This is a genomic window from Bacillus inaquosorum KCTC 13429 (genome assembly GCF_000332645.1).
Lineage (GTDB): Bacteria > Bacillota > Bacilli > Bacillales > Bacillaceae > Bacillus > Bacillus inaquosorum.
Map to the genome: position 1 here is coordinate 548,370 of NZ_AMXN01000001.1, position 17,745 is coordinate 566,114.

Annotated in this window: 18 protein-coding genes; 5 read left to right on the forward strand and 13 right to left on the reverse strand. The window is 48.2% G+C overall.

Translation table 11 applies throughout. The annotated features are described in order from the left end of the window. Window positions 1-150 precede the first annotated feature (150 nt). Window positions 151-276: a small protein YxzF gene (gene yxzF, locus BSI_RS22625; protein WP_003218759.1), complete on the reverse strand. Its 126-nt coding sequence runs from the start codon at window positions 274-276 to the stop codon at window positions 151-153. A 60-nt stretch (window positions 277-336) separates the two neighbouring features. Further along, window positions 337-927, reverse strand: a complete 591-nt coding sequence (locus tag BSI_RS18010; protein ID WP_003236124.1) for a DNA-3-methyladenine glycosylase — start codon at window positions 925-927, stop codon at window positions 337-339. A gap of 127 nt (window positions 928-1,054) precedes the next feature. On the opposite strand from BSI_RS18010, the gene katX reads away from it, so the two are divergent. Together katX and BSI_RS18000 are read left to right on the forward strand one after the other, a co-directional pair. Beyond that, entirely contained in the window at window positions 1,055-2,698 is a 1,644-nt protein-coding gene (katX, locus tag BSI_RS18005; protein ID WP_003236127.1) for a catalase KatX, read from the forward strand. A gap of 103 nt (window positions 2,699-2,801) precedes the next feature. Then, window positions 2,802-4,004 carry an MFS transporter gene (locus BSI_RS18000; protein ID WP_003236129.1) on the forward strand — a complete coding sequence of 401 codons (1,203 nt, stop codon included), beginning with the start codon at window positions 2,802-2,804 and terminating at the stop codon, window positions 4,002-4,004. Here the strand turns inward: BSI_RS18000 and BSI_RS17995 are convergent. The 6 genes from BSI_RS17995 to sigY are packed head-to-tail and all read right to left on the reverse strand — an operon-like array spanning window position 4,001 to window position 6,905. After that, window positions 4,001-4,777 (reverse strand): ABC transporter permease, encoded by a 777-nt coding sequence (locus tag BSI_RS17995; RefSeq protein WP_003236131.1) that lies wholly within the window; start codon window positions 4,775-4,777, stop codon window positions 4,001-4,003. The two genes, BSI_RS18000 and BSI_RS17995, sit on opposite strands and share 4 nt — an antisense overlap. Beyond that, window positions 4,774-5,661, reverse strand: a complete 888-nt coding sequence (locus tag BSI_RS17990; RefSeq protein WP_003236133.1) for an ABC transporter ATP-binding protein — start codon at window positions 5,659-5,661, stop codon at window positions 4,774-4,776. The genes BSI_RS17995 and BSI_RS17990 overlap by 4 nt, the downstream gene beginning before the upstream one ends. Window positions 5,662-5,667: 6 nt before the next feature. After that, window positions 5,668-5,856 (reverse strand): sigma Y negative regulator YxlE, encoded by a 189-nt coding sequence (gene yxlE / locus BSI_RS17985; RefSeq protein WP_003218770.1) that lies wholly within the window; start codon window positions 5,854-5,856, stop codon window positions 5,668-5,670. Beyond that, entirely contained in the window at window positions 5,853-6,059 is a 207-nt protein-coding gene (gene yxlD / locus BSI_RS17980; RefSeq protein ID WP_003236135.1) for a sigma Y negative regulator YxlD, read from the reverse strand. Before yxlD ends, yxlE begins: the two co-directional genes overlap by 4 nt. After that, a complete protein-coding gene (locus BSI_RS17975; RefSeq protein ID WP_003236138.1) occupies window positions 6,056-6,376 on the reverse strand; it encodes a YxlC family protein in 321 nt (106 codons plus the stop codon). The genes yxlD and BSI_RS17975 overlap by 4 nt, the downstream gene beginning before the upstream one ends. Continuing rightward, entirely contained in the window at window positions 6,369-6,905 is a 537-nt protein-coding gene (gene sigY, locus BSI_RS17970) for an RNA polymerase sigma factor SigY (RefSeq protein ID WP_003236140.1), read from the reverse strand. Before sigY ends, BSI_RS17975 begins: the two co-directional genes overlap by 8 nt. A 212-nt stretch (window positions 6,906-7,117) precedes the next feature. On the opposite strand from sigY, the gene BSI_RS17965 reads away from it, so the two are divergent. After that, window positions 7,118-8,491, forward strand: a complete 1,374-nt coding sequence (locus BSI_RS17965) for a cytosine permease (RefSeq protein WP_003236143.1) — start codon at window positions 7,118-7,120, stop codon at window positions 8,489-8,491. A 13-nt stretch (window positions 8,492-8,504) separates the two neighbouring features. Here BSI_RS17965 and BSI_RS17960 read toward each other — a convergent pair whose 3' ends face one another. From BSI_RS17960 to cydA, 5 genes are all read right to left on the reverse strand, one after another. Next, complete coding sequence (locus tag BSI_RS17960) at window positions 8,505-9,335, reverse strand: NAD(P)H-hydrate dehydratase (protein ID WP_003236148.1); 831 nt, start codon at window positions 9,333-9,335, stop codon at window positions 8,505-8,507. A gap of 287 nt (window positions 9,336-9,622) precedes the next feature. Then, window positions 9,623-11,350: a thiol reductant ABC exporter subunit CydC gene (cydC, locus tag BSI_RS17955; RefSeq protein WP_003236149.1), complete on the reverse strand. Its 1,728-nt coding sequence runs from the start codon at window positions 11,348-11,350 to the stop codon at window positions 9,623-9,625. Further along, window positions 11,347-13,050 carry a thiol reductant ABC exporter subunit CydD gene (gene cydD / locus BSI_RS17950; protein ID WP_003236151.1) on the reverse strand — a complete coding sequence of 568 codons (1,704 nt, stop codon included), beginning with the start codon at window positions 13,048-13,050 and terminating at the stop codon, window positions 11,347-11,349. Before cydD ends, cydC begins: the two co-directional genes overlap by 4 nt. After that, window positions 13,050-14,066 carry a cytochrome d ubiquinol oxidase subunit II gene (cydB, locus tag BSI_RS17945; RefSeq protein WP_003236153.1) on the reverse strand — a complete coding sequence of 339 codons (1,017 nt, stop codon included), beginning with the start codon at window positions 14,064-14,066 and terminating at the stop codon, window positions 13,050-13,052. Before cydB ends, cydD begins: the two co-directional genes overlap by 1 nt. Continuing rightward, on the reverse strand, window positions 14,050-15,456 hold the full coding sequence (gene cydA, locus BSI_RS17940) for a cytochrome ubiquinol oxidase subunit I (RefSeq protein WP_003236155.1): 1,407 nt from the start codon (window positions 15,454-15,456) through the stop codon (window positions 14,050-14,052). The genes cydB and cydA overlap by 17 nt, the downstream gene beginning before the upstream one ends. Before the next feature lie 554 nt (window positions 15,457-16,010). On the opposite strand from cydA, the gene cimH reads away from it, so the two are divergent. Then, the gene (cimH, locus tag BSI_RS17935) at window positions 16,011-17,363 is read left to right on the forward strand and encodes a citrate/malate transporter CimH (protein ID WP_003236157.1); all 1,353 of its coding nucleotides are present in this window, start codon (window positions 16,011-16,013) and stop codon (window positions 17,361-17,363) included. A 181-nt stretch (window positions 17,364-17,544) separates the two neighbouring features. After that, window positions 17,545-17,739 (forward strand): YxzE family protein, encoded by a 195-nt coding sequence (locus BSI_RS17930; RefSeq protein WP_003236158.1) that lies wholly within the window; start codon window positions 17,545-17,547, stop codon window positions 17,737-17,739. Window positions 17,740-17,745 lie beyond the last annotated feature (6 nt).

Genomic DNA, 17,745 nt, shown 5'->3' on the forward strand with positions numbered 1-17,745 from the left:
CTATCAAGTAGATGCAGGGATAAAGTGAATAGGCAGAAAGGATGATGAAGGAATGCGAAATGTATATAAATTCTATAATGGGGCGAATGGCAAGTCAATGAACATCGGAGGGACAAGAGGGAAAACTGACCCATAAAAAAACAGCCGGATTCAGCCGGCTGTTCGGGAAGCGGACATGTTCTTTTGTTTAGACGCCTTGCGATCCTTCATGATTTTTCGAACAATCGGGTAAATGACCGGCGCCCATTTGATAACGGTTTTGATCATCTTTTTCAAAGCTCCGATTCTCCCTTCTTTTTCTCAACCATTCCCCTGATTGCCTTTTGCTTAAACATGCTAACGTGACACGTACCTGTTTCCCGTCACCCAGAAACGCCACGGATAATCGCGCGCCTCTCCGCTGTTGTCAATGCCGATGCGCGGGCCGGTAGAAATCTCTTCCGGTGTGTACCCGCTTTCAATGTAAAGCGGCTGTTCCGTGATCCAGCGTCCATAGTCATTCATCGTGACGCCAAGCGCTTTCGTCAGCTTTCCGGGCCCGTTTGTCCATTCCCTCGGACGCCGGCCCGGCCTTCTCTCCTCCATTAACAGCTGGCCTTCATGAGGCTCAATCGCCCTGATTAATACCGCTTGCGGAACATCCACTTCTGCGGCAACGACATTCAGCAACGTATGGGTGTGCATCACGTATGTATACACTCGTCCGGCTTCCGCAAACATAATCTCAGTCCGCTTCGTCCGGCGGTTGTTAAAGCTGTGGGCCGCTCTGTCTCCGGCGCCCATATAGGCCTCTGTTTCCACAATATAGCCTGACGCTGTGCCTTCATCTGTTTCTTTTACCAGAAGGCAGCCAAGAAGCGACGGGGCAAGCTCCAGAGCGGTTTTTTGGTAAAACGTGATGGGCAGCGGATTTTTTTCTCTCGTCACGAATCGAACTCTCCTTTTACCGATTTTTGTACATTGTACCATTCCCGAAGCAGCTGAAAAAAAACGGCTGTTTTAAAATCTTTCCATTCAGGGAATATTGTTACCGTTAATAAAGGAGGGTCAACCAATGAATGATGATCATCAGAATAAACATCACGGAACAAATGCCCAAAGCAGCGAGGATACGCTTTCTCATAAGACGTCCGGGAAAAACGAGTCAGAGGATACCTTAACGAACAGACAGGGGCACCCTGTCACTGACAACCAAAATGTAAGAACTGTCGGGAATAGAGGGCCTACAACACTTGAGAACTATGATTTTCTCGAAAAAATCAGCCACTTTGACCGTGAACGCATTCCTGAGCGGGTTGTTCATGCCAGAGGAGCGGGTGCACACGGGTATTTTGAAGCGTACGGAAGCTTTGGAGACGAACCGATTTCAAAATACACCCGGGCTAAGCTCTTTCAGGAAAAAGGCAAGAAAACACCGGCATTTGTCCGTTTTTCTACGGTGAATCATGGAAAACACTCACCTGAAACATTGAGAGACCCGCGCGGTTTTGCCGTTAAGCTTTATACCGACGACGGAAACTGGGATTTGGTCGGGAACAATCTGAAAATCTTTTTTATTCGCGACCCGCTGAAATTTCCGGATCTGGTGCACGCATTTCAGCCTGATCCAGTAACCAACATCCAAGATGGTGAACGTATTTTCGACTTCATCTCTCAGTCTCCTGAAGCGACACATATGATCACCTTCTTGTTTTCGCCTTGGGGGATTCCGGCCAACTACCGGCAAATGCAGGGTTCAGGCGTACACGCCTATAAGTGGGTGAATGAGGAAGGCAAGGCCGTTCTCGTGAAATACCATTTCGAACCAAAGCAGGGCATCCGCAACCTGACACAGAAGGAAGCGGAAGAGATTCAAGGGAAAAACTTTAACCATGCAACACAGGATTTGTATGAAGCGATTGAAAATGGAGATTATCCGGAGTGGGAAGTGTATGCCCAAATTATGAGCGATGATGAGCATCCCGAACTGGACTTTGACCCGCTCGATCCGACAAAGCTGTGGTATAAAGACGATTTCCCATGGAAGCCGATCGGCAAATTGGTGCTTAATAAAAACCCGGAAAACTACCATGCGGAAGTGGAGCAAGCTTCATTCGGAACGGGAGTGCTTGTTGACGGACTTGATTTTTCAGATGATAAATTGCTCCAGGGGCGGACGTTTGCCTACTCTGATACGCAGCGCTACCGTGTAGGAGCAAATTACCTGCAGCTTCCGATCAATTCGCCGAAAAAGCATGTCGCCACCAACCAGGAAGGCGGGCAAATGCAATATCGGGTGGATAGAGCAGAAGGCCAAAATCCGCACGTCAACTATGAGCCCTCCATTATGGGCGGGCTGAAAGAAGCGAAGCAGGATGGAAAAGATCATACGCCGCATGTCGAGGGCGATGTAAAGCGCGAGGCGATCGACAGAACGAACAACTTCGGACAGGCCGGAGAAACGTACCGGAGATTTACTGAATTTGAACGGAACGAATTGATCACGAACCTGGTTAATACGCTTTCTACATGCCGCAAAGAAATCCAGGATCAGATGATTGAGAATTTCACAAAAGCTGATCCGGACTACGGGAAACGCGTGGCAGAAGGACTGAAAAAGGCCTCCGAGAACAACAGCAACGGACCGATCGGCACAACAGAAACGGAACAGGCTACAAAACAGGCTGAACAGGAAAGCCATCCGTCTGATCCGTATTAAAAACAGCGAACAGGACTTTTTTGAAGTCCTGTTTTTTTATTTTTCTATTGAAACGCTTTCAGCAGTTGTGTTGTACTGGAAGGAAAGGGGGGAGAGAGAAACGATGGAATTACAGCAGGATATGATTCCTCAGAAAAAAACAATCGGCGCTTTAGATCACGCCGTTTTTTTATGCATGGTATTTTGTTTTTGGTTTTCAGGCTATATTTATGTTCCTGTATTCAGCCTGTATTTGGAGGATCTGCACTTTTCATACGGCGCAATCGGCATCATCCTCGGCAGCTACGGGGTCACGCAAATCCTTCTGCGATTCCCGCTCGGCCTTCTGTCAGACATCCTGTTTTCTCTGCGCAAGCAATTGTTAATTGCCGGGTTTGGGTTTTCCGTCCTCAGCAGCCTGCTTTTTCTGATGTTTGACTCTTTCTTCTTCGTGCTGGCCGCGCGGCTGTTTGCGGGGATAACCGCTTCTATGTGGGTAATGGCGACCATTTTATACGCGCACTATTTCAACAATAGCAATGCGTCAAAAGCAATGGGCATCATGCAGTTTTTCACCGTCATGCCTCAGTTTGTCAGCATTGTGTTCTGCGGGCTTGCGGCAGCCCATTTAGGCAGGCAGGTCCCGTTTTGGATGGCGCTGGCAGCCTCGGCCGCCGGTCTGGTGATCTGCTGCTTTATTAAAGACCCGTCGGCTCCTCCAGTGAACCGCGACACAATTCGTGTGCCGCAATACATCAAAGACACATTGCGGCTGCCGAAGCTGAAGCTTTTCACCATCCTCTCTATGACAGCTCATGCGGTGTTATTTATGACAGTGTTTGGATTTACGCCGCTTTTCATTAATCAGCTCGGAATGGGTGACGCGGAGCTGCTTTGGGTGATGAGCGCTTTTTTCCTCCCTCACGCAGCCGCCACACTAAGCTTTGTGTTTCTGCGCTTCACAAGCCGAATTGCTTACTTCGTGATGCTCATCAGTTTTGCTGTCACCGGAGTCTGTTTTCTATTCGTTCCTTTTTCAGCTACATTGTTCACGGTTTGCATCACACACGCCTGCATCGGTCTGGCGCTCGGTTTCGTATTTCCTTTGCTGCTAAGCCGGGTCGTCGATATCAGTTCTGCCCGTTTGAAAATGTCAGTGATGGGGTTTTATCAATCGTTTTATGCGCTGGGCATCTTCCTCGGACCCCTTCTTGCCGGAAAAACCGCACAGCTTTTCGGGCTTGCGGAGGTTTTTTATGGAGCCGGGTTACTGGCATTTGCCGCCTTTCTTGTGATGCTCGCGCAAAAACGCAACATGATCAATTAATAGCTTTCATACCGCCGGAAGCGCCACACAGAAAACATGGCCAGAAGCATGATGCACAAAATGGAGAATGTGAGCGACCATCCGAAGAAATCCGCTCTCTCTCCATGAAGAAGGATATGCTCCGCCTGCTTGCAAAGCGCAGCCGGAAGCCATTTCGCACCATCAGGAAATAGCGATACAGCAAAGGAAACGGCAGCTGTCAGCCCGATCCCGGAAGCCGCGGCTGCTCCGAGAGACCGAAACATCGTACTTCCGGCAAGGCCGGCTGTCACAATAAACATGATCCAAAGAGCGTAGAGGCCAAGGCTTCCGGCAAAACGGCTGAATGATGCATCCTCAAACAGCAGCCGGACGTAATAATAAGCAAGCCCGTATCCAGCTGCAAACGACGCAATGCCGATCATGCTTTGGGTGAGCCATTTGCTCACGATATAATGGGCTGCCGTCACAGGCCGCGACATGATCAGCGACGTTACGCCTTGATTTCTTTCATTCGCTACGCTGCCCATAACGCTGAAAATGATCAGAGCCATGCCAAGCGTGTTAAATTGGGAAAGCGTGCTGACCATCACTTCAGACCCGGAAGGCATCGTAAAACTGATTTTCATGCCGTCAGGAAGGTTTCCTCCGTGTTCAATGATTTCTGGCATATAATAAATGGTCAGCGGCTGTGTGAGCCCTACGATCATCATCGCAATCGGCAGCCAGATCAGCTTGCCGCTTTTCCACCCTTCCAGCCATTCTTTCTGCAATAACGTCATCATCACCTTCATGCGTGCACCACCTTTAGATAGACGTCTTCAAGAGACTCCGTTTTCTGTTCAAAACGGGTGACGGTCAATCCCGTTCGGATACAATCACTCAACAATGTCCGGCCAGCTTGTATATCTGGCAGTTCGAAAACAGCTTGGGACGGATTCATATAGACAATAGCTGATACGTAAGGCTTCTCTTCAAGCCAGCCCTTCAGTTTCTCTTTTACAGTAAGGGTGAAAACGTTTGTTTGATGCTGTTTTTTCAGCTGCTGTAACGCCCCTTTCCATGAAACCTCTCCGTTTTTCATGATCACCACCTGATCACACACCTGCTCCGCATCGTGCAAAACGTGTGTAGAGAACAGAACAGCCATATGCTTCTTCAGCTCCCGCATCACGTCCAGCACCTCGAACCGTCCTGACGGATCAAGTGCAGAAACCGGTTCATCCAATATCAAAAGCTTCGGTTTATGGAGCAGGGCCTGTGCCAGACCAAGTCTTTGCTTCATGCCGCCTGAAAAGCCGCCGATCCTTTTGTGCGCGGATTCCTGCAAGCCGACAAATTCCAGCATCCCGCCGATTTCCTCTTGGCATTTTTTCTTCGAAAGACCGGACAGTCTTCCGGCAAATGTTAAAAATTCGTTTGCGGTCATCCATGAATAAAAAGCAGGATACTGCGGGAGGTACCCAATCAAATGCCGGTCCGGCTTTTTCTCCCCTAACAGCTTGATGGTTCCAGAGGTTGGCGAAAGCAGCCCGGCCAGCATTTGCAGCGTTGTGGTTTTACCGGCTCCATTAGGGCCTAATAGTGCGACACACTCGTTTTCATTCACGTGAAAACTGACATTCTTTACAGCCCGATGATGCCGATACGATTTACATAATGACTCAATAGACAGCATGCCCGCTCACCTTTGCTTTCTGCCGACGGTAAAAAATAAAATCGGCCCGATAATATTGATACATACAATGATTGCAGCCCACATCCACTTTGGCCCGTTTGTCCGCTCTTCCTTTATACAGCTGATGAGAGCGAACACCGCCAGCACAAGCTGCAATACAATCAGCGGCAAAATCATTTCCCAAGAAATATTCATTGCTTGATCCCCCTTTTCTTCCGGTCCGGCCTAATGACAAAAAAGTAATAACAAATCAGAGGCATCGGTGCTTGAATCAATCCGACAATCCCCCATACCCATGCCATGCGATTACGTTTTTTCGCATCAATAAATAAAAAGATCCCCTGTGCCAATACGATGAGATAAGCCGCAACCATGATGACAATTTCTGTTTGTGTCATCGGCGCTCCACCTCGCATTCACCGAGATGTCTTTTTTTCTCAGCCGCAATCAAAATCGGCAAAACAGCAAGCACACAAACCTGAAGCACGATAAACACAGCGGGAGCTTGAGTGAATGCCAGGATTGCCGCACTCACAACCATCAGCGCACAGAATACAAATAAGATGATCTCTTTCATCAGTTTTTTTCTGCGTTCAGCTTTCATTTGTAACAGCTGGTAAAGCAGTTCTTTTTGATCTGGTATAGAGGGATTGGCTGTTTGATCAATTTTCTGCAATTCTGATTTGAAATGAATTGAAAGCTTTTCTTTATTCATCGTTCCACTCCTTTCTGATTTGCTGGAGCCCTTTATGAACTCTGGACTTCACCGTGCCTTCCTTGATCTGCAGCATCAGCCCGATTTCGGCGTAGGTATAGCCGTAGTAATGCCTTAATAAAACTGGCGTGCGCAATTTAGGATCCAGCTTTGAAAACATATCCAGCGTTTCGCTCCATTCTCCCCCTTTCACTGACACGTCCCACTTGATCTTGCGGATTGTTTCCTCCGTAACTGCCTGATTCCGTTTCCATTCTCTCTTTCTCTTTTTCTGGTGATCGAGATAGAGCCTGGATGCTATAGAAATCAGCCACGTGGAGAATTTGGAACGGCCTTGGAAGCTTCTTAAATGAATGTACCCTTTCAGAAAGGTTTCCTGAACAAGCTCCTCGCTGAGGTCAGGATGAAGGGAAAGTTTTAACAAGTATTTATATAAAAAAGAATAATGATAGTGGAAAAGGGCTGTAAACGCCTCGTCGTTTCCCTCTTTCGCCTGCTGAATCAGCTGCTGTTCTTCATGTGTATCCAATGGCCGCGATCCCCCCTTTTTTTGTTTTTCTGCCTTATAAGACGACACCGGATTCAAAAGCGTTCAGCTTTTTTACAATTCTTTTCAGCCATTGACAGATCAGGCTTCCCGACCGTTTGGCTGCACATCCTCATTTGTAAACCCCCTCATAGTCTGTTAAGCTATGACTTTATGTCGATTTTAAAAAAACATCCAATATGGAGGACGATGCATTGAAAGTAGAAAGGCGAACGATTGAATATATTCCGAATGAAGAAAGACATGGTAAAGCGAAAGATTTATTTCCCGTATGGTTCGGGGCTAATATGCATATCACCACGTTAGTGACTGGCACGATTCCCGTTGCAATGGGACTTAATCTGTTTTGGAGTGTTGCCGCTATTATTTGCGGAACCTTAATCGGTGCCATATTTATGGCGTCTCATTCCGCGCAAGGCCCTCAGCTTGGCATCCCGCAAATGATTCAAAGCCGTGCCCAATTCGGCGTAATCGGAGCGATTCTTCCCCTCTTCCTAGTCATGTTTATCTACCTTGGTTTCTTCGCAAGCAGTACGATTCTGGCGGCTGGAACCTTAAGCAGCTTTGTTCCCATCCCGGGATCATGGAGCATTATAGGCTTAAGCGCCGTATGTTTTTTACTCACCATTTTCGGCCATGATTTGATTCACAAAATGCAAAAAATCCTTTCTTGGACCTCTTTTGCTGTATTTTTTGCTGCAACGATACTCATTTTTCAATTGCCGATTCCGGCAGGCAGCTGGATTCCCGGAGCGGTTGATCTGCCAATTTTCTTGGTGGCGGTCAGCGCTGTCGCGACGTGGCAGCTGGCCTATGCGCCGTATGTTGCCGATTATTCAAGATATCTGCCAGTTCAAACACCGGCGTCCAAAACGTTTTGGTACAGCTATGCAGGTACATCTGTCAGCTCCATCTGGATGATGCTGCTCGGCGCTTTGCTGACGACGGCACTTCCTGACTTTACGGCAAACTCAGGCAGCCAGATTGTCCAATTGTTCGGCCCCTTCTCGTTCATTATGCTGATCATTGTGTTATTTGGGCAAATGGCGATCAATGTCTTTAACCTGTATGGGGCTTTCATGTCCACGACAACAACGCTTGAGCCGTTTCTGAAATTAAAGGTCACGCCCAAAGTCAGAATCATCATGATCCTTGGCGTCACGCTCGTCGGCACAGTCTTAAGCCTTCTCGGGCAAAGCAATTTTATGGAGCTGTTTTTGAATTTTATCTTTTTCATCAGTTATTTCTTAATTCCGTGGACGGCAATCAATCTAGTCGATTACTACTTCGTCCGCCACGGAAAGTATCAAGTCAAAGCCATGTTCGATGTGAACGGGCCGTACGGAAAAGTCAATTGGATCACCACGATTGCGTTCGTTCTGTCCATCTTGCTGGAAATCCCGTTTATCAATACATCCTTTTACATCGGACCGCTGGCCAAAATGTTTGGCGGCGGAGACATCGCATGGATTGTCGGCTTGGCCGTTCCTTCTGTTCTTTATTATGTATTGATGAAACCGCGTCTGAAAAAAAGAGCGGGTTATCAAGAAAAGCTGTCTTCTCTATGAAGACAGCTTTTTATCATTCAAATCGCTTCCACACGCGAGGCAGCATGTCAGAAAGCTCGTGAGCAAGCAGCGTATGGGCGGAGTGCTCGTCCGTCCAGAGCTCGGCGCACGCACCGTGCAGATAAACCGCGTTTAATATGGCATGCTTCGGATTTTTATGGCAGCAGAGCATGCCTAATATCATGCCGGTCAGCGTGTCACCGGTGCCGCCCTTGGCGAGTGCCCCGTTTCCGGTTGGGTTGCGCCAGCAATCACCATCGGGAAACGCGATAACGGTTTGATTTCCTTTTAACACAATGACAGCCTGAAGCTGAGCCGCCCATTCCTTTGCGTATTCCGCTCTTTTGTTTTGTAATTCTTTCACCGGCACCCCTGTCATGCGGGAAAACTCGCCCGGGTGCGGAGTGAGGATGACGGGCGCCTCCCGTTTCGGATACGTGCGCTTCGCCAGCGCTCCGGCATCCAAAATAACGGGGCAATCCGCCGCAAGCACATGATCAACTGCCTGCTGTACGCTTTCAGTTTGCGGAAGCCCTGATCCGATGGCGATGGCCCGGTACGTCTCTTCAAGCTGAGAGGCCGCTGCTTTTATCCAGCCGTCACGCCAATAGGTCGCCTCGGGCAAAACAGGAACAATCAGCGGGATCACGCTTTCAGACGTGCCGATGACAAGCTTTCCGAGACCGCTCCGCATCGCCCCCAGCCCCGCAAGAAGCGCTGCGCCCGGCATGTCGTCGCTTCCCGCCAGCAGCAAAGCCGTACCATACGTTCCTTTATGGCTCTCCGCATCTCTTTCAGGGAGCGAGGCCCTCACATGCTCTTCCGTCCAAATTGGCACATTCATCTCTATCCCTCCTCTGTTTTCTCTTCCTATTTTTCCTGTATCTTCTTTATTTCAAACAAAAAAATGACAGCCTCAGGGGCTGTCTTCCAGATTGTTGACAAAATCCTAAAACGGTTTTTGTTTTAGGATTTTGTCATCTTTTCAGCGTGATTGAAAACCCTTGAAGTCTAGGAAGGTCGAGCATTGGAGCGGAGCGAATGTTATAATTCGTGAGCACCAACGCGCAGGACTGACAACGAATGCGAGGGTTTGTCGACACGCTGAAAGACAGCCTCATGGGCTGTCTTCTATTTTACAGGAACGTCAAGATGATACAGGCGGCGATACCGTTCATTTGCCGCCAGCAGTTCCTTATGCGTTCCTTCCATTTCCGTTTTTCCGTTTTCGAGAAACACGATTTTATCGGCCGCTTCCACTCCAGCGAGGTGGTGCGTAATCCATAGAATCGTTTTTCCTTTCAGCACTTCAAACACCGTTTCCATCAGCTCGCGTTCGGTGATGGGGTCGAGACCGACTGTCGGCTCATCGAGAATGATGATCGGCGTATCCTGCAGCAAAATCCGGGCGAGTGCGATCCGCTGCCGCTCTCCACCGGAGAACCGAATGCCGGTTTCCTGAACAGAAGTATGATATCCGTCAGGCAGTGACTCGATGTAGTCATGCAGCTTCACCTGTTTTGCGGCACGGCGCACATCCTCGTCGCTTGCTTCTCCGTTTCCAAGCCTGATGTTGTTTAGAATGCTTGTATCAAAGAGGTGCGGTTTTTGATTTAACACGGCCACCGCATCAGCAATCTGATCCTTTAACAGCGCTGTCTCCACTCCGTTTAACGTCACTGTTCCTGAGTCCGGTTTTAAGGCGCCCTCGATTAATGCAAGCGACGTTGATTTCCCAGACCCGCTCCGGCCGAGCAGCGCCATTTTTTCTCCTTGGCGCAGCGTAAAGGAGAAGTTGTGCAGCACTTGGCTGCTGTCATCATAAGAAAACGTCACATCACGAAAGGACAGTGTGACATCTTGGAGATCGAGCGTTTCAGCCGCTGATTCTGTTTGTGACGCCTCCGGCTGAGGAGCCACTTTGTTCATGCGTCTGATGGAATCCTGATAGCCGGGCACTTCACCCAAGGCATCAGAAAGCGGCAGAAAGGCTTCCGTCAGCGGGAACACCACAAGCACAAAAGCCGCAATCATCGTTTTGGACAGTTCACCGTCTGTATGCTGACCTGCCGTCCAAAATAGCATCAGCAAAATAAGACCGGCGACAAGGCATTGCGCGGCAAAGTCCCGCCATCTTGTAAAGCGTTGTTTTTTCCGCTCAAGCTCAAACCAATCATGTTCCTCTTTTTCATAGGAATCAATAAACGCATGCCGGCGTCTGCTGAACATCCAGTCGCTGACACCCATCACAGCATCTGTCAAGCGGCTGTACAGCACATTCCGCCCGCTTTTCAGCTTCGCATTCTTCGCTCTTGTCACGAGCAAAGACACTACCGGAAACAGCACAACAAGAACAAACAAATAAAGCACAAGCAATATGGCAAACGGCCAAGAGAAGAACCCAAGCGCAATCACTGAAACAGCATACAGGAGCAAGGCTGAGATCGCAGGAAAAATCGTTTTTAAGAAGGCATCCTGCAAATGCTCAATATCCTCAGACAAAATGCCGAGCATATCCCCCGTGCGAAAACGGGAACGCAGCATCAAGGCACCCGGCTCAAGCATGTTGTAAAGGCGGACGCGCATGTCGGACACGATTTTCAAAATGATGTGATGGCCGACGAGGCGTTCCACATATCGTGACACAGACCGCGCGATCCCAAAGGTGCGCACAGCGACAATCGGCACATAAATAAGCAGGATGTTTTCCGGCCTTGTCGCCGCCTTGGAGATCAAAAACCCTGAGGTGAACATGAGAAAAGCAGCAGAAAAAATTGTCACCGCGCCCAAAAAGATAACCAGAACGAACAGGCGGGCATTTTGCTTGATATACGGCAGAATCCATTCTTCTTTCTTCATGCTCTTTCCCCCAGTTGTGCCTTCACGAGTTTGGTGTACACACCGTTTGTCGCCAGCAATTCATCGTGAGTCCCGACTTCCGCAACCCTGCCTCCGTCCAGCACGATAATTTCGTCCATATCGAGCATCCAGTGAAGGCGGTGAGTCGCGAGAAAGACGAGCTTATCCTCAAATAAATCCAGCATCGTTTCTTTTATTTCATATTCTGTTTCGATATCAAGATGGGCAGTCGGCTCATCCAGCAGCAGAATCGGACGGTTACCCAAAAAGGCGCGAGCCAGCGCGACACGCTGAGCCTGGCCGCCGCTGAGCGCCCGGCCGCCTTCCCCGATCCGGCCCTCTAATCCGTCCGGAAGTTTGTCCACCAGCTCCGTCAGTCCCGCCGCTGCAGCTGCGAGGGCTGTATCCTCGGCCGAAGCGCTTGGGTGGTAGAAGCGAATGTTATTCGCCAGCGTATCATCAAAAATGTACGGATGCTGCGGGATGTAGAGGAGGTTTTTCTGCCAGCTGCCGTCCTGCAAATGGGACCGGCGTGACCCATTGACCTCGATCATACCGCCATCCGTCTCCAAAAAACCGCCGAGGATATCAATTAATGTTGATTTTCCGGCACCGCTTGCACCGATGATGCCGATTTTTTTCTTGCCTTTGAATGACAGGTCAATATCGGACACCGACCGGCCGACTGACACACCTGACAGCTTCAGCTCATCCTGTTCGGACCACGTCCCAAGCTGAAGCGGCGCCTCTTCTTTAAAACCAGGCTGCGACAAAATCTGTTGAATGGTTTTGCCTGCTTCCTGCCCGTTTAGCGTTGCATGATAATCATTTCCCACCTCCCGCACCGGCAGAAAATACTCAGGTGCGAGAATAAGTGCCGTTAAAGCGGGCCCAAGCAAAATATCGCCGTCAATGAGGCGCAGGCCAAGAAACACTGCAACTGTCGCCACCGACAGCATCGTGAAAAAATCGAGGGCAAATGAAGATAAAAATGCCACCCGAAGCGTACTCATCGTTGCTTTGCGATACCGTTCACTAACGTAGAAAATATTTTTGCTGTGTGACTTGCTCAAACCTAAGAAACGCAATGTCTCCAGCCCTCGAAGAGAATCAACAAAATGATTGGAAAGTCTCTGATAGGATTTCCACTGACGATCCGCTTTTCTCTGCGCGACAAGGCCGAGGAGAATCATAAAAATAATCAGAATCGGCATAGCAGCGACTAAAATGATGGCTGATGTGCGATCCTGAAAAAATACATAAATGACAACCGCCGCAGGCACAATCGCCATGCTGACCATTTTCGGCAGAAACAGCTCCAGGTAGCGGCGGAACTGACTGATGCCTTCCATTGCCAGCGTCACCATTTGCCCTGTCCCCTCTTTCTTTGCAAAGCGGGGGCCTAACCGGAACAGCTGATCAAGAAAACTCTTTCTCAAATCTGCTCCTGTCCGTGCAGCATATTGATAGACGATTTTCTGGCGCGCCACCGTCACCCCGTGCCGGGCGACAAAAGCGATGAGGAAAAAGCCGATCACCGGAAACAGGGAGGCAATGCTCTTCCCGTTGAACAGCCCGGTTACGGCTTCACTCAGCCACTCTGCCTGCATAATAATGGCGGCTGTCTGAATCAGCGTTAAACAAGTAATCACGGTGAGAATCCGCTTCATTCCTTTATATCGAAACAGGTCTTTTCCCATTAATAAGTCATAGGCTCCTTATGGCTGACGCGCTTCCGGAAGACATAATAGCTCCAGATCTGGCTGCCGATTACAAACGGCAATAGGGTTAATGCTGCAATTGACATGACTTTAAGCGAATAATCACCGGAAGAAGCGTTAGCTACTGTTAAATCGTACGCGCTTTGAATCGAGCTGACCATCACCCGAGGGAATAATGAAATAAAGATCATCCCTACAGTCAGCGCCAGCCCCGTGCCTGTCATTCCGAATGTCCAGCCGTCTTTTTTCTTACGGATAAATACAGCAGCAAGCATAAAGCAGATGACAATCAAAACAACAAGCGGAATGGTAATCTCGCCGCGGCGTGTAAACATGTCTGTCTGATAGGCAGAAAGGGCCGCGAAGGCAAGAACCGCTACAAAAACAACACCCATTATCTTTTGTGCCATTTTCCGGGCGCGGTTTTGCAAATCACCAATCGTACGCAGCGTGATAAACATTAATCCATGCTGGAAGCAAAGAAGTGTTACAGTCACACCGCCAAGTACAGAGTATACATTGATATAATCGGATACATGTGCGTGAATGTTCATATCGGCATCAATCGGCATCCCGCGGAATAATGTCGTGAACAGCACGCCAAGTACAAACGGAGGAATCAGACTGCCGAAGAAAACGACCCAGTCCCAAACCTTTACCCATTTCAAATGATCGACCTTGCCACGGAACTCAAACGCGACCCCGCGGCCCATTAACGCAAGCAGCACAATGACAAACGGAATGTAATAACCGCTCAGCATCGTTGCATACCAGTTCGGAAATGCAGCGAAAATGGCGCCTGCACCAGTCAAAAGCCATACTTCATTCGCGTCCCAAAACGGTCCGATCGTGTTGATCAGCACTCTGCGTTCTAATTCATTATGGCCAAGAAAACGGGTCGCCATGCCGACCCCGAAATCAAAACCTTCCAAAAAGAAGAATCCTACAAACAATACAGCAACGAGTATAAACCAAAGATCATGAAGAGATGCCATGGTATACCTCCTGACTAAATGGATCTGTTGATACAGGCACATCATGATGCTCATCATGCTCTGCACCTTTTTTAATCTCACGGATGAACAAGAAGACAAGCAGCACACCCAGAATCAAGTACATCACTCCGAAGGCGATGATTGAAAATAGCAGGGAGCCCGCCGTTACGTTAGGCGACACGGATTGAGCCGTAGTCATCAAGCCCATAACCGTCCAAGGCTGACGCCCGATTTCTGTCATAATCCAGCCCGCAGAGTTCGCGATAAACGGGAAGGAAATCAAAGCGATCATGATGCGCAAATACCATTTGCTGTTTTCAAGCTTATTGCGGCGGTTTAGCCAAAGGCCGCCTAGCGCAGCAAGAATCATGACAACACCTGCTCCTACCATGATGCGGAAGCTCCAGAACGTCGTTTTGACAGGCGGAATGTAGTCGCCTTTTCCGTATATTTTTTCGTACTCAGCCTGAAGTGTTTTCATCCCTTTGACACTTCCGCTGAATTTTTGATATGCCAGGTAGCTCAAGGCATAAGGAACTTTGATTTCATTTGAGCTTTTTTCATTTTTTGTATCGATTGTGGCAAAAGCCGTCCAAGCAGCAGGGTCGCCGCTGTCTTCCCAAAGGCCTTCACTGGCAGCCATTTTCATCGGCTGTGATTCCATCAAATGCTCAGCCTGCATGTGTCCGCTAAGGCCGACGCCAAGACCGGCACAAAGGCCGACGATCATTGCGAGTTTAAAAGATTGTTTAAAGAACGGCACTTCTTTTTTCTTCAATAGTTTAAAAGCACTCACTCCGGCGATAAAGAAAGCCCCAGTGGCGAGCGCACCGAAAATGACGTGCGGGAATTCAACCCAAAGCTGAGGGTTTGTAATCAGCGCGCCAAAGTCATTCATCTCTGCGCGGCCGTTTTTGATCGTAAAGCCGACCGGCTCCTGCATAAAGGAGTTCGCTGTTAAAATCCAGAAAGACGACATAATCGTTCCGAATGACACGAGCCAAATGCAGAGAGCGTGAATTTTTTTCGGCAGGCGGTCCCAGCCGAAAATCCATAATCCGATAAAAATAGATTCCATGAAAAACGCCAATAATGCTTCAATCGCAAGCGGAGCGCCAAATACATCTCCGACAAATCTGGAGTAATCAGACCAGTTTAATCCAAACTGGAATTCTTGCAAAATCCCCGTTACGACACCGACTGCGAAATTTATTAAGAATAAGTGCCCCCAAAACTTTGCCATTTTGAGGTACAGCTCATTTTTCTTCACAAGATAAAGAGTCTCCATCAACGCAACCATAAACACAAGCCCGATAGACATCGGCACAAACAAGAAGTGAAACAACGTTGTTGATGCAAATTGAATACGGGCTAATACCAATTCACTCATGCTTTATCCTCCATTTTCGGTTGAAACTGTTAATTTGCTCACTACTTCACAAGTAGAACCGAAACTTTGATCAGTAATTCACAAAATAGACGAAAAAAATATTGTTCAACATTTCACAAATGTGTCAAAAAGTCGTTCAATATGATGCAAGATTGCCAGACTGACCAAATGACACAATCTCTGACTGGTTCATATTAAGTACTTTACAACGATTCATTTCAAAAATAAAGCCCAAAATACCTAAAAAGTCCTGAATGATGTGACGGATTATTGTCTATTTCGTTGCTGATTTATGACGGCTGCTAGGATAAATGACCCTTTATTATCGTACATCAACACATCGTTCCTTGCGAATAAAATGCTTGTCCGGCACCAGCACTCGTTTCTCAGCATTCTGTCACAGATCGATTTTAGTCAGAATGCCTCTTTTCATCAGTAACGTGATGAAGTGAAAAGTTGAATAGTAAATTTTTAATATATTAATAATTTCAATTTTTTAGTATACTTAACGTAGTGAACAATTTCACTGCATCAAGAATAGGGGAGGTTTTTCAATGGGAGAGCTTCAAACACAAATGCAATTGCAAACGGATACAATTCACGAAGGGGTTCGAAAAGAGAATTGGTTTGCAAGAGCCATGAATATAAAAGTAGGCATCATACCGCTTCCTGTGTATGCCTTGCTGTTTATATTAATCACTGTTTTTGTTATGCATCACGATGTAAAAAGTGACATCTTGACATCCATTGCCGTCATGGCATTTTTCGGGTTCACCTTTGCCCAAATCGGCAAATCGATACCGATTGTTCGTTCTATCGGCGGCCCGGCCATCCTAGCTACTTTTATTCCGTCCGCTGTCGTCTACTATCACCTGCTGCCTCATGATATCGTCAAATCCACCACAGAATTTACAGAAAACTCAAACTTTCTATACTTGTTTATCGCAGGAATTGTCGTGGGAAGCATCCTCGGCATGAAAAGAGAAACACTCGTAAAAGCTTTCATGAAAATCTTTATTCCGCTTATTGCCGGTTCTGTCGCGGCCGCTATTGTCGGACTGGCTGTCGGCACATTGCTCGGCCTCGGATTTCAGCATACACTGCTGTACATTGTCATTCCGATCATGGCAGGAGGAGTCGGAGAAGGCGCTATTCCGCTATCCATCGGTTATTCTGACATCATGCCCATGTCTCAAGGGGAAGCGTTTGCACTTGTTCTGCCGTCGATCATGCTGGGTAGCCTGTGCGCGATCATTCTAGCGGGATTGCTGAACAGAATCGGAAAGAAAAAACCGGAATGGACAGGCAACGGCAAAGTGGACCGAGCTGAAGAAGTGTCCCCTGCGCTGGAAGAATCACAAAGCGGCCAGCAAATGTTCAACCTTTCCTTATTTGCGTCAGGCGGTATCCTTGCCGTTTCTTTATATTTAGTCGGCATGCTCGCTCACGACTTTTTTGGATTTCCGGCACCCGTTGCCATGCTGTTGCTGGCTGTCCTGATTAAGCTGTTCAGATTGGTGCCTGCCTCAATTGAAAATGGCGCGTTTGGTGTGTCCCGCTTCTTTTCAACCGCTGTAACCTACCCGCTGCTTTTTGCGATCGGCGTGTCTATGACGCCGTGGGACAAGCTTGTCGCTGCCTTCAACCTCAGCAATATCATTACGATTCTGTCTGTCGTTGTGACCATGATGGCCGTCGGCTTTTTCACCGGAAAATGGCTGAACATGTATCCAATTGAGACAGCTATTATCAATGCGTGCCATTCAGGGCAAGGCGGCACCGGGGACGTCGCCATTTTAAGCGCCGCAGAAAGACTTGAACTGATGCCATTCGCCCAGGTGTCTACCCGAATCGGGGGAGCGATTACAGTGTCCTTAACCTTATTGCTGCTTCACCAGTTTTATTGATACACCGCAAGCAAGTTCTTTGTAAAACGAAAGAGCTTGCTTTTTTGCTGTCCGTGTTTTTGCAAGTTCCTGCCTCATGCGCTGGCTCAGAGACCGGCTGAAAGAATCGATCTCTTTGAAGTGAAACCGATCAGCGTTTCATCCGTATAACAGATATGGTGAAAAAAGGGAGTGACCAGAAATGATTGTGATCATCTTATTGATTGTAGCTATTATCGTTTTTCTTTCAGTCATTCAGCCGCAGCCCTTGGAAAACAAAAGGCGGCAGCAGGCGGACAGCGGGTTTTTCGGTTATTCAGATCATGGCTCGCATCATGATGGATGCGGCAGTGACGGAGGTTTCAGCGATTCCGGCTGTGGCGGCGGAGGCGATTGAGCACCT